Below are 13,734 nucleotides of genomic sequence, written 5' to 3' on the forward strand. Positions count from 1 at the left end.
TTATGAGCACTGTTATGAACACCCAATATCGCAAGCCTTTACCCGGCACAGCACTCGACTATTTCGATACCCGCGAAGCCATTGAAGCCATTGCCCCCGGCGCCTATGCGAAATTGCCTTACACCTCGCGCGTGTTAGCGGAAAACTTAGTGCGTCGCTGCGAGCCGCAGGCGCTTACCGACTCGCTAAAACAAATTATTGAATCAAAAAAGGAACTGGATTTCCCTTGGTTCCCTGCTCGCGTGGTGTGCCACGATATTTTGGGCCAAACCGCGTTGGTTGACCTTGCCGGTCTGCGTGATGCGATTGCTGCTAAGGGTGGCGATCCTGCCCAGGTTAACCCTGTGGTTCCAACTCAGCTGATTGTTGACCACTCACTGGCAGTGGAATTCGGTGGTTTCGATAAAGATGCCTTCGCCAAAAACCGCGCCATCGAAGACAGACGCAACGAAGACAGATTTCACTTTATCAACTGGACGCAAAAAGCCTTTAAAAACATCGATGTGATCCCGCAGGGTAACGGCATCATGCACCAAATCAACCTGGAGCGTATGTCACCCGTGGTGCATGCCCGTGATGGCGTGGCATTCCCCGATACCTTAGTGGGCACCGACAGTCACACGCCACACGTGGATGCGCTGGGCGTTATCGCTATCGGTGTGGGTGGACTTGAGGCCGAAAGCGTGATGCTGGGCCGCGCCTCATACATGCGTCTACCCGACATTATCGGCGTTGAGCTCACAGGCAAACCTCAGCCGGGCATCACCGCTACCGATATCGTTTTAGCCTTGACCGAATTCCTGCGTAAGGAAAAAGTGGTTTCCTCTTACCTTGAGTTCTTCGGCGAAGGCGCAGAGGCTTTAACCCTTGGCGATCGCGCGACTATCTCTAACATGACGCCAGAATTTGGCGCAACCGCCGCCATGTTCTATATCGACCAACAGACGCTGGACTACTTAACCCTGACGGGTCGTAGCGACGAGCAAGTGAAGCTGGTTGAAACCTATGCCAAGACCACAGGTTTGTGGAGCGATGATCTCAAGCAGGCCGAGTACCCACGCACCCTGCATTTTGATCTATCATCGGTAGTGCGTACCATTGCTGGCCCATCGAATCCCCATGCTCGCGTTCCGACTTCAGAGTTGGCCGCGCGCGGCATCAGCGGCGTGGTTGAAAACGAGCCAGGCCTCATGCCAGATGGTGCAGTGATTATTGCGGCCATCACTAGCTGCACCAACACCAGTAACCCACGCAACGTAATTGCGGCGGGCCTGCTGGCACGTAACGCCAATGCCAAAGGCTTAAGCCGTAAACCTTGGGTGAAAACCTCACTCGCCCCCGGCTCTAAGGCGGTACAACTCTATTTAGAAGAAGCCAACTTGCTGCCAGAGCTAGAGTCATTAGGCTTCGGTATTGTCGGTTTTGCCTGCACCACCTGTAACGGTATGAGCGGCGCACTCGACCCAGTGATTCAGCAGGAAGTGATCGACCGCGATCTGTACGCCACCGCCGTATTATCCGGTAACCGTAACTTCGACGGTCGTATCCATCCTTACGCTAAGCAAGCCTTCCTCGCATCGCCACCGTTAGTGGTGGCCTATGCAATTGCGGGTACCATTCGTTTCGATATCGAGAAGGATGTGTTAGGCCACGATAAAGACGGCAAGCCAGTGCGCTTAATCGATATTTGGCCAACGGATACCGAAATCGATGCAGTGATTGCGGCAAGCGTGAAGCCAGAGCAGTTCCGCAAAGTCTACGAGCCAATGTTCGACCTGAGCGTCGACTATGGCGATAAGGTCAGCCCACTGTACAACTGGCGTCCACAATCAACCTATATCCGCCGCCCACCTTACTGGGAAGGTGCATTAGCGGGCGAGCGCACCCTCAAGGGCATGCGTCCACTCGCGGTATTAGGCGACAACATCACCACTGACCATTTATCGCCATCGAACGCGATTATGATGGACAGCGCGGCGGGCGAATACCTACATAAAATGGGCCTGCCAGAGGAAGACTTTAACTCCTACGCGACCCACAGGGGCGACCATTTAACCGCCCAGCGCGCGACCTTCGCCAACCCTAAACTCAAAAACGAGATGGCAATTGTCGATGGCAAAGTTAAGCAAGGCTCACTGGCGCGTATCGAGCCAGAAGGCCAAGTGACCCGCATGTGGGAAGCCATTGAAACCTATATGGATCGCAAACAACCGCTGATTATTATCGCTGGTGCCGACTATGGTCAGGGTTCATCCCGTGACTGGGCGGCCAAGGGCGTGCGCTTAGCGGGTGTAGAGGCGATTGTCGCTGAAGGCTTTGAGCGTATTCACCGCACAAACTTAGTCGGTATGGGCGTGTTACCGCTGGAGTTCAAAGCGGGCGAGAATCGCGCGACCTATGGCATCGATGGCACCGAGGTGTTTGATGTTGTTGGTGATATCGCGCCACGTGCAGATCTCACCGTTATCATCACCCGTAAAAACGGTGAGCGCGTCGAAGTGCCTGTGACCTGTCGTTTAGATACCGCTGAAGAAGTGTCTATCTACTCTGCTGGCGGCGTACTGCAACGGTTTGCGCAGGATTTTTTAGAGTCAAATCTGAAGTAAGATTCGCGCTAAAAGGCGGCAATGCCGACAAACTTGCCGCCTATATCGACACGAACCTTTTCGCTATTCCCCTTGGAGTTAATAGCATGAGTAATAAACTTTTCCCGCCCCAGGTTAAAGTGGCTGCAACCTATATGCGTGGTGGCACTAGCAAAGGGGTATTTTTCCGTCTGCAAGATTTACCCGAAGCAGCCCAAGTGCCAGGCCCTCACCGTGATGCACTACTGCTGCGCGTCATTGGCAGTCCCGACCCCTATGGTAAACAGATTGATGGTATGGGCGGCGCAACTTCCAGCACCAGCAAGACGGTTATTCTGTCTAAAAGCAGCCAAGCCGACCACGATGTTGACTATCTGTTTGGCCAAGTGTCTATCGACAAACCCTTTGTGGATTGGAGCGGTAACTGCGGCAACTTGACCGCCGCCGTCGGCGCATTTGCTATTAGCAATGGGCTGATTGATGCTGATCGCATTCCACAAAACGGTGTCTGCACCGTGCGTATTTGGCAGGCCAATATTGCAAAAACCATTATTGCCCATGTGCCGATTACCGATGGCATGGTGCAAGAGACTGGCGATTTTGAGCTCGATGGCGTGACCTTCCCCGCCGCCGAAGTGCAGATCGAATTTATGAACCCCGCCGCTGACGAAGATGGCGATGGTGGCAGCATGTTCCCAACGGGTAATTTAGTGGATGTACTCGAAGTACCCGGGATTGGCAGCTTTAATGCCACCATGATTAACGCGGGTATCCCAACCATCTTTATCAATGCTGAGGATCTGGGTTACACGGGCACTGAACTGCAAGACGATATCAACAGCGATAATGCCGCTCTTGCCAAGTTTGAGACCATCCGTGCTTATGGCGCCGTACGTATGGGACTTATCACACATATTGATGAGGCCGCATCACGCCAACATACCCCTAAGGTGGCCTTTGTTGCTAAGCCCAAAAACTATGTGTCATCCAGCGGCAAAGCAGTTGCAGCGGAGGAGATCGATCTTCTGGTACGCGCCCTATCTATGGGCAAACTACACCATGCCATGATGGGCACGGCCGCCGTAGCGATTGGTACCGCGGCGGCGATTCCCGGCACTTTAGTCAATCTCGCGGCAGGCGGTGGTGAGAAGGAAGCGGTACGTTTTGGCCATCCTTCAGGCACCCTTCGCGTCGGCGCACAGGCCATGCAACAAGATGGCGAATGGACAGTGACTAAAGCCATTATGAGCCGCAGCGCCCGAGTGCTGATGGAGGGTTTTGTACGCGTGCCCACCGTATAAATCCTAACAACTGATTCGCATCTCCAAGTTGATTGATATCACCCTATCAATAGAGTTCAACCAAAGGCCTTGCTTCTCCCCCTTCCGGCAAGGTCTTTTTTTATTTATCTTCCCTGCGAGCTGCAATATGTTGGCATTCGGTAAAAAATGCTAAACTTGCGTTGGTCACAGCTGATATTGATAAAAACACCTTACGCTGTATAAATCTGTGAATAAATTAACCATTATCTTAATTTTAAAACTGAGATCGCGTCAGTCTCATTCTTAACGCGACATTCCTAAAGTAACGTGAATAATACCTCCCAAAATTGGGGAAAAAGTAGGGAATGATAGGGGTAGCTTTGAGTCAACCAATCCTTAGACTAATCGTTAGCGTGCTCTGCATTCTCAGTTTTGTTGCGGTGCTTCCCGCAGGCTTGGCATTACCGCTTAATGCGGCAAACACACAGCTTAAATTTGAGCATATCCGCAGTGAAGAAGGGTTAAACCAAAACACAATCACCAGCCTATTTATGGACAGTGCTGGCATGCTGTGGATTGGCACTCAAGATGGACTCCATAGCTATAACGGTTACAACTTCAATCTTTTTATCCACTCCCCTAATGATCCTCAAAGCATTTCAGAAAGTTATATCTCGGATATTATCCAAGATGCCCAAGGTTATCTTTGGATAGGTACTTTTAGCCAAGGTATAAATCGGCTCAATTTAAAAACAGGCACCTTTGAACGCATTGGCATAGAACAGGGTCTCACCGATCCCAGGGTCACTAAACTCAATATTGTCGGCAATACGCTGTGGATTGGCACTCAAAGTGGCTTGTTTTCTTTTTCCACAAGAACAAAACGCTTAAGCCAAGTTTCACTAGGAACCAGCATTGAACCCTATATCACCAGTCTTGCCAATGTTGATAACACCTATTTACTCGCAGGAACCAGGGATAATGGTACCTTTGCAGTAAGTGCAAATACGATTACGCGGCTGAATGTGCCGCAGGACGTGATTGCTTATCAGATTAAAGCCAATTCAAGTCGAGCAATTAGCTTAGCGCTTGGTAATCAGCTCTGGCACTATGATCTGACCACTCAACAAGGGACTATCATCTGGCAAGCAGAAAATAATGTTCCCTATATCAAAGATTTTGTTCAAACATCCCAAGGACAATTCTGGGTCGTCGGACCTGAAGCTGGTTTAATACAATTAGAAAGAGAGGCGGATCAATTCGTTGCCACTTATCATAAATTTGATCCCAAACGTACAAACAGTATCAGTGAAAACAATATCTTATCCCTGCTAGAAGATCCTTTTGGCAATCTATGGCTCGGCGCGAGTTATTCTGGATTGAATAAGATCAACACTCGCCGTCAATATTTTCAGCATCTGTTTGAATATACGACCGAATTACCTCAACAGAGCAATAATGTCCGTAGCCTTTACCGCAGCCAAGATCAGGCACTGTGGATAGGAACAGAAGGCGCGGGCCTTAAGCGGTTAGCACGAAATAGTAAAACATATGAAAACTACAGCACTTTTTTTGCCAAGGCATTAGGGTTAGGGACTCAATACTTAAACCTCACTCTGCGCTCGATTATTCAAGATAAGCAAGGCGTCCTCTGGTTTGCCAGTAACTATGGACTAGGGCGTCTGGCTCCAAACGGTGAATTTAGCCTACTCAATGTTGCAGATAGCAAAGACACCTCAGCAGAAGCGAACTATATCCGCAGTCTAGAGTTAGATGATCAAAATAGGCTCTGGGTAGCGACATCCCATGCGCTATATCGGAAATCCACTGTAAATGATGAATTTACGCCTGTTTCGCTAACAGGCATTGAAAATTTTCATCCTACACAAAACCTGTTACTCACCCTTAGGGCCAATAATAATATTCTGTGGATTGGTTCGCTCAATGGACTAGTAAAATTAGATATGCAAACAGGGCATGGCGACGTTTTTTACCATGACCCCCATGACAAAAACAGCATTATCAATAACCGCATTAGGGATATCTTAGTCGCAAATAATGGTGATGTTTGGTTTGCGACCCACGGTGGCATTAGTCGGCTATCGTATCAAACCTTATTGCCCATTTTTAGTAATTATACCCGTGAACAAGGTCTACCTAGCGATACGATTTACGCTCTGCTGGAGGACGATGAGCATCATATTTGGTTCAGTAGCAATGCCGGTATTGGAAAATTAAACCCTACCAATAACAAAATTATCAATTTCAACGAACAGGAAGGCTTACAGGCACTGGAATTTAACGGTGGTGTAAAGCTTAAAGACAGTGATGGTGATCTCTGGTTTGGCGGAATTAATGGCATCAATCGCTTTAACCCTAAAATCCTACCTGACAAAAGGGGTGAAGCGAAGGTAGCACTCACAGCATATAAAATTGCCGGCCAAAAACAGACGATTTTAGATCTGAGTCATCCGCCGAAAATCGTAATGAACTACGCAGATCAATTAGTTAGCTTTGAAATCACCTCACTGGATTTTAGCTATACAGGAAAAAACCGCTTTAGTTATTTCCTCGAAGGATTTGATAACCATTGGCACGATTTACCGACAGGCAATGAAATCACCTTCACTAATATCGATCCAGGCAACTACGTGCTCCATGTGCGCCATTCACTTGAATACAATCGTCAAGGTGACTATACGCTTTTGGTCGATTTAACCGTCAATGCATCTTTTTATCGCACCGAATTGGCCTATGCGCTTTATTTTCTACTGACACTGACTCTACTGATATGGATAGTAAAATGGCGCAAACAAAAACGTCGCCAACAACAAGAGTTTGAAACGAGCATTCGTGCATCTGAAGAACGGCTTAAACTGGCGCTTTGGGCTTCGGGCGACGGGATGTGGGACTGGAATATCCAAGAACAACAGGTTTACCGGACGCATACAGATATACCTGTCCCTCAATGGAACCGTCACCATCTACTGCACGACAATGCTCATCCTGAAGATAGGGAAAGATTTAGGCACGAGTTAGCCGAACACCTACAAGGACGCACTCCCTTCTTTGAAGTGGAATACCGCATTGAGCATTCGTCCAACAAATGGGTTTGGATCCTTGAGCGAGGTAAAGTTGTTGAAGCTAATGGGCAGGGCCATCCCATTCGTATGACGGGCACAACTCGGGATATTACCTCGCGCAAGCTGATCGAAAACGAGCTGGTACTCTCCTCACAAGTGCTAAATAGCATGAATGAAGCCGTCGTGGTGGCAGGATTAGACTATCGAATCCGTTCGGTAAACCCTGCTTTTAGCAATATCACTGGTTATTCAGAGCGGCAGATTAGTGATAAATACTTAATTCACTTAGCCTACAGTAGAAAACAACGGGATCTGTTTAATAGCATTGAACAGCAACTACTACGCCATAAACATTGGGCGGGAGAAATTTGGATCCGCAATAAGGCCCGTAGAGCAATTTTGGTGTGGCTCGAGATAAATCAAGTAATTGACGTAAAAGGTGAAACTAGCCACTTTGTGGCAGTATTTACTGATATTACCGAACGTAAAAAGGCCGAGGAAGATTTACGTTTCCTCGCAAGCTTTGACACGCTCACAGGGCTGCCTAATCGAACCTTATTCCAAGACCGGCTTAATCACGCGATATCTCAAGCACATAGATCGAATAATATTGTCGCCCTACTGTTTTTAGACCTCGACCGTTTTAAGCATATCAATGACTCGATGGGGCACCACATTGGCGATCTATTACTCAAAGCAGTGGCCCATAGGCTGCAAAATGCCGTCCGCGAAGGAGATACCGTAGCCCGCTTAGGTGGTGATGAATTTACTATTATTCTAGAAGGTGTGGCGAAAACTAAAGCGGCGACGTTAATTTCGGAAAAAGTGCTCAAAGCCTTTCAAGCGCCCTTCTTATTAGAGGACAAATCCCTCACGATCTCCACTTCGATAGGTATCAGTCTCTATCCTAATGATGCTGTAGATGTGGATTCGTTAATTAAATTTGCCGATACCGCCATGTACCATGCTAAGGCTCTCGGGCGAAATAACTTTCAGTTTTACACCAATAAACTCAATGAGATGGCGACTCGCCATATGCTGCTCGAAACGGGATTAAAACAAGCAATCGCCCACAATGAGTTAAGCTTGGTGTATCAACCTAAGTTTTGCCTACGCAATGGATCTCTGACAGGGCTTGAAGCACTACTGCGCTGGCAGCATTCAGAATTAGGCCCCATTTCTCCCGCCGAGTTTATTCCCCTCGCGGAAGAAACAGGCATGATCAATCAAATAGGCCATTGGGTGATTAACCACGCTTGCCAACAACTGGCCGAATGGAATGAGTTAGGTTTTAGCGATATCACCATGGCCGTTAACTTGTCTGCTAGACAGTTAAAGGCCGATATTATCTCAACCATTGAAGTAGCCCTTGCGGTATCAGGACTTCCCGCCCAGGCTCTTGAGTTGGAGCTAACTGAATCGATGATCATGGGCAACCCACAGGAGTCAGTTAATATCCTCTCAAAACTCAAAGCATTAGGCTTAACCATTGCTGTAGACGATTTCGGTACTGGCTATTCAAGCTTGAGTTACCTCAAACGTTTCCCTATTGATACCTTAAAAATTGACCGCGAGTTTGTGCGCGACATAACCAACGACCCCGATGATGCGGCCATTACCAGCGCGATTATTGCTCTCGCCCACAGCCTAGAGTTGAATGTGGTGGCAGAAGGGGTTGAAACTCAAGAACAACTTAACTTCTTGGCGCTGCAAGGCTGTGATCAAGTCCAAGGCTTTCTGCTGAGTAAACCGCTGAGCGCCAAAGATTGCCAAACACTTTTAATACAACAGATACAAAAGCGGCAAGACGAAAAAGAATAAGGCTCCATCATGGAGCCTTATCGTATTGATTTAGAAACTATTAAGATGCGATACGCTCAACGCGTCTCACCCAGCCATCAGGGCCTTGAATATGGCCTTTCTGGATATCGGTATACAGCTTGTAGATGCGTTGAATATGCTCACCTACTTCACCGTTGCCCACAGTCACCACTCGACCATCTTCAAAAATATAGGAGCCGACAGCAGACACTACGGCAGCAGTCCCAAAACCTCCCGCTTCGATAATCTCACCGGATTCGATATCGGCGATAAACTTATCCAGCATGACCGTCTCTTGGCGCACTTCGCAGCCGAGCAATTCACCCAGCTCCATAATAGATTGCGAGGTAATCGATTTTAAAATGGTATCGGTGAAGGTTGGGATGATCACTGTGCCATCTTTCAGAATGTGGAAGTGGTTCATCGCGCCCGCTTCTTCAATCTGTTGGTTGTTCGCATCTAAATACAGCACCTGTGATGCACCAAACTGTGCGGCAGCTTTACCCGCACGCAATGAGGCAGCATAGTTACCCGCTGCTTTAGAGGCGCCAGTACCACCCGATACGGCGCGATGGTAAGTCTTGCTGATCAGTAGACGAATGCCTTTATTCACACCCGCCGCGTAGTAAGCACCACTTGGGCTTAACACCACGCAGAATGTGTAGCGCGAACTTGGGCTTACAGACAGACGGTCTTCGGTCGCAAAAATAAAGGGGCGAATGTATAAACAGGCACCTTCTTGCATCGGGAACCAAAGACGGTCTACGTCGATCAAGGCGTTGATCGCATCGATTTGCATCTGCTCATCAATATTAGGAATACAGACAATATCCGCAGAGCGATTCATACGCTCGGCGTTTTTGTTGATGCGGAACGTGTAAATTTCGCCATCTTGATGCATAAAGGCCTTGGCGCCTTCGAAGATTGACTGACCATAATGCAGGGCCATCGCACCCGGCGCCATTTCAAACGGGCCATAGGGCACAATACGAGGATCGCGCCACTCACCATCGCGATAATCCATTAAAAACATATGATCGGTTCTGAGGCTACCGAAGCCCACATTTCCTTCGGGCTTGAATTGCTCAGTACGGCGTTCGGACGCAGGTTTTAAATCGTATTTTATTTCCATCGCATACCACCTTGATTACTGAACAAGCAGACTAGGTAGCGACAGGAATAAAGTCAATAGGTGAGATTCATCTAAAAGTCTTAGCCAATAAAATAACCCAGCAAAAATGTCTTATTAGCTTGCCGTAATCTTGAATAGGTTGATTCTACTTCCCTTATTGACTTTGGATTTCCCCCTGCTTCGCCTCAAGCCAACCACCGACGGCTTGTATGGGCTCTTCATTTAGCGTTAACCACACCACCCAAGCTAAATGAGGTGCCTTCTTCGCCGTAGCCGGAATGCTATTGAGATATTGCTCAAAATACAGTGCTGAATCTGATGCAACAAACTCCGTCGCACGGACACTCACAGGGATTGATTGCATGCTAAATACAACAAAGTCATGGGTTAACTGCTTATGGCGATTCTCACCGCGTTTAATTTCACTAGTTAACCCTGAGCCGACGAGTGCTAACTGTAAACGTGCTTGACTCAAATCTTTATGCTGCCCCCAAGGTTGCTGTGGCACAAAACTCGCCTCAAGCTGCTGGTTGGCGATACGCACTTTAAGCACACCCACCTCAGGTTGAGGCACGGCAAAAATCTCGGTTAATTCACCCGAAAACCAGCCACGCCACTCCTTAGCATTAATCACAAACTGTGGCGTATACACTTGCCGTGTATGCTTTTGGTTTAAATGTTGATATTGGCGCTCACTAAATACTTTTTGACCAAAAATATCCCGCCAACCAAGGTAATCCCAATAGGTCACATGAAAGGCTAGCGGAAAATATTTCTGCCATAAATCGGTCTGGTTAAACTGCCCAGATAACCAAGCTTCGGCGGGCGGACAACTACTGCATCCCTGCGAGGTGTAAAGTTCGATAATATAAGGACGGGTCACGGCACTCTGCGCTTGAAATGGGGCCAATGTCTGAGCAAATACAGGTTGCCACCACTGCAACCACAAAAGACCAACGAGTAAGATGCATTTCATATTCAATCCTCCTATCACTGAGTGATGAGACCTTGAATTGCACCTAAATCATTCAACTGAGAAGAAAGATGATGTCTGACTATAAAATGATCCCCTGTGCCCATTATGACTACCTTGAGCTGGCTTGCCTTCGGAGCTATTGGCTCAAGATTGAGTTACAGGACGGCAGCCAGTGCCAAGCACGGGCAATTACGACTCAGACCCATGCAGATAAGACTGAATGGCTAGTCGTTGAACATCAAGCGGGCCAGCAAACACTGCGGCTAGATAGCATTATCGCCATCACGCCCACGGATCCCACTGCTAGTTTTGGCCGTGTTATGATTGCGAGCCAATAACAAAGGAGCAAAAATAAATGGCAAGGATGATTCTGCTGTTGGAATTAGGCGATTGGACTGGAGGTCACCACGGCCAATCCCCCTACTTGGTGGAGTTTGATAGCAAGCGACTCGATTCCCCCTTTGAGGTTAGCGAAGGTTGGGGACACGGATTGGGTGGCAGCCGTTATTCGTTGGCACGGTTTGTTGAAACTGAACATTATACTCAACTCAAGCTCCACGCATCTTGGGCTGCGGCCATCATAGCGCAAGATTTACCAACACTGGATATTGAAGCCATCTCCCAAGGCTTGCAGGCACATTATGCCTCGCACAGCCCAAATATTCCGGCAAATCTGGCTCGCTATTTCTAACTGAAGATCTTGTTCTAATTGAAAATCGCGTTGTTGCGACGGATATGACACCAGAATCTCTGGCAGCAATTACCTGATGACGAATAAAGCCAAGTATTAACTTGGCTTTACGACTGACTTAGCTGTAGATCGGTTTACGCCTTGGCTACAGCTGCAATCACAGAGACTTCAACCAAATATTCGGGCTCGGCAATCGCCGCCTGTACACAGGCACGGGCAGGCGCATGACCTTGTGGTACCCAAGCGTCCCAAACGGCATTCATGGCATCGTAGTCATTCATATCCTTTAGATAGATAGTGGCTGACAACAAGTGCTCACGGGAACTGCCCGCCTGCGCTAACAGGGTATCAACTTCCTCTAGCATAGTCGTCGTTTGTTCGGTGATGTTTTGATACTTATCCTTCGCCACTTGGCCACATAAGTACACTGTGCCTTGGTGGATCACTATGCTGCTCATACGTGTACCAACATCTAAACGGGTAATGCTCATAGGGATAATCTCTTAAATCAGATAGTTAATTCTGTGACCATTTTACCCCGAAAGGCTCAGTTTGTCTGCGAACGAGCGCCCACCCAGGGTGGATAAAAGCGCGTCATGAGCATGAGCAAACCTAGCGCCGTAAATATCACGCCACACCATACAAAAACTGTTGCCACAGATAAATTGACTAACTGAAATCCCACCAATGCCGCAACAGCAGCAATAAGTGCGAAAGGTAATTGGGTCACCACATGGTCATGGGGTAAACAGCCTGAGCTCGTCGCGCTCAGCACGCTGGTATCGGAAATCGGCGAGCAGTGATCGCCAAACACCGAGCCTGCCATCACCGCACTTAATACAGGTAACAGCAAGCTGGCATCCATGTTATGGGCGATTTCTCCGCCGATGGGGATCATAATCGCAAAGGTTCCCCAGCTTGAGCCAGTGGCAAAGGCCATGATAGCGCAGAGTAGGAACATCCCCGCCACCAGCAAACTGGGGGATAAATACCATTTTGCCCAATCGGCCAATAAACTCGCCACGCCCAGATCTTGGATTACAGCACCTATCATCCAAGTGCAGAGTAAAATCGCGATAGCAAAGGCGATCATCCGAACCCCATGGGCTAAATCGCCCAGCAGTTTCCCAATGCTTCGGCCCGACAGCAGCAACAACACTAGAGTCACTAACGTCGATAACAAACACGCATCACGCATCGCAGCGCCAATATCAGCTTTGGCTAACCAGGCCGAAATATCCCATGACGGCACCTGCTGCGCGCCAGACCAGAGAGTTAAACCGACAGAGGCGCACAGTAAGGTCAGCATCGGAATGGACAACAGCCAAGGATTCCCTTGAGTGCTAGGCGATACAATTTCAACATGATCAGCATCCAGCGGCTCAGCTCCCAACGCAGCCCTCTCCACAGGATGAAATCCGACCCCAAACCAGGCCACAATCAACGACAAACCTAAAGTCGTAATCGCATAAAAATTGGATAAGGCCACCTCGATAAAGGCTTCAAGGGCTGAAACGGGTAAAAAGCTGAGTCCCGCCAGTAGCGCCATCACATAGGGCCCCCAGCTAGAAAAAGGCAAGAGTGAACAAAGCGGCGACGCATTAGAGTCTACTAAATAAGCCAGTTGCGTCTGACGAATACCATAACGCTGGCTCAACGGTTGGCACACATGGCCCACGGCAAGGCAGCTAAAAATACCATCAATAAACACTAACCAACCCAGCAATACGACACCAATACGCGCTTGTCGGCCCGTACGAATACGGTGATATAACCAGTCACCGAACTGCCCTACCGCACCACTTCGGGCAAGTAGCTGTGTCATGCTCCCCAGCAATAACATGGCCATTAGCACGTTTAAATGCCACCATTGCCATGCATCTTGGCTATAAAACTGCTTAACGCCTATCTCCACAAGATAACTTAAGCTTTGCAGTATATTGAAGTGGGCAATAATCAAGGCGCCCGAGAGGATACCAACACCTAGGGCAACTAAGGTACGTCGCAACCATAGGGCTAACACTAAGGTTAATAACAGGGGAATTATGGCGAGCAGGCTTGATGTCATGGGCCATTCCGATAATAAATAAAACCAAGAGTACTAACGAGTTAATAACAAATGCAAAAAAACTTAAATTAGCACTCCGTTATCGGGTATTTTTTAGCCAAACGGCAAAGACTGCT

At 48.3% G+C, this 13,734-nt stretch carries 9 protein-coding genes; 5 read left to right on the top strand and 4 right to left on the bottom strand.

Translation table 11 applies throughout. From position 1 onward, the window contains the following. Positions 1-2 precede the first annotated feature (2 nt). The 3 genes from acnD to JM642_RS18800 all read left to right on the top strand — a co-directional run bounded on the left by acnD (position 3) and on the right by JM642_RS18800 (position 8,751). The gene (gene acnD / locus JM642_RS18790; protein ID WP_203432341.1) at positions 3-2,606 is read left to right on the top strand and encodes a Fe/S-dependent 2-methylisocitrate dehydratase AcnD; all 2,604 of its coding nucleotides are present in this window, start codon (positions 3-5) and stop codon (positions 2,604-2,606) included. A gap of 86 nt (positions 2,607-2,692) precedes the next feature. Continuing rightward, positions 2,693-3,886 carry a 2-methylaconitate cis-trans isomerase PrpF gene (gene prpF, locus JM642_RS18795; protein WP_203432342.1) on the top strand — a complete coding sequence of 398 codons (1,194 nt, stop codon included), beginning with the start codon at positions 2,693-2,695 and terminating at the stop codon, positions 3,884-3,886. 326 nt (positions 3,887-4,212) lie between these two features. Continuing rightward, entirely contained in the window at positions 4,213-8,751 is a 4,539-nt protein-coding gene (locus JM642_RS18800; RefSeq protein WP_203432343.1) for an EAL domain-containing protein, read from the top strand. 40 nt (positions 8,752-8,791) lie between these two features. Here the strand turns inward: JM642_RS18800 and JM642_RS18805 are convergent, their stop codons facing one another. Together JM642_RS18805 and JM642_RS18810 are read right to left on the bottom strand one after the other, a co-directional pair. Next, on the bottom strand, positions 8,792-9,883 hold the full coding sequence (locus tag JM642_RS18805) for a branched-chain amino acid aminotransferase (protein WP_203432344.1): 1,092 nt from the start codon (positions 9,881-9,883) through the stop codon (positions 8,792-8,794). A 154-nt stretch (positions 9,884-10,037) separates the two neighbouring features. Beyond that, positions 10,038-10,859: a DUF1223 domain-containing protein gene (locus JM642_RS18810; RefSeq protein WP_203432345.1), complete on the bottom strand. Its 822-nt coding sequence runs from the start codon at positions 10,857-10,859 to the stop codon at positions 10,038-10,040. Positions 10,860-10,930: 71 nt separating this feature from the next. On the opposite strand from JM642_RS18810, the gene JM642_RS18815 reads away from it, so the two are divergent. After that, on the top strand, positions 10,931-11,197 hold the full coding sequence (locus JM642_RS18815; protein ID WP_203432346.1) for a Rho-binding antiterminator: 267 nt from the start codon (positions 10,931-10,933) through the stop codon (positions 11,195-11,197). Positions 11,198-11,214: 17 nt separating this feature from the next. Beyond that, a complete protein-coding gene (locus JM642_RS18820; protein WP_203432347.1) occupies positions 11,215-11,550 on the top strand; it encodes a hypothetical protein in 336 nt (111 codons plus the stop codon). A 134-nt stretch (positions 11,551-11,684) separates the two neighbouring features. Here the strand turns inward: JM642_RS18820 and JM642_RS18825 are convergent, their stop codons facing one another. Then, a complete protein-coding gene (locus JM642_RS18825) occupies positions 11,685-12,041 on the bottom strand; it encodes a RidA family protein (protein WP_037413739.1) in 357 nt (118 codons plus the stop codon). Positions 12,042-12,097: 56 nt separating this feature from the next. Then, positions 12,098-13,618 carry a Na+/H+ antiporter NhaC family protein gene (locus JM642_RS18830; protein ID WP_203432348.1) on the bottom strand — a complete coding sequence of 507 codons (1,521 nt, stop codon included), beginning with the start codon at positions 13,616-13,618 and terminating at the stop codon, positions 12,098-12,100. Positions 13,619-13,734 lie beyond the last annotated feature (116 nt).

This window comes from Shewanella sp. LZH-2 (assembly GCF_016859145.1).
GTDB classification, from domain to species: Bacteria; Pseudomonadota; Gammaproteobacteria; order Enterobacterales; family Shewanellaceae; genus Shewanella; species Shewanella xiamenensis.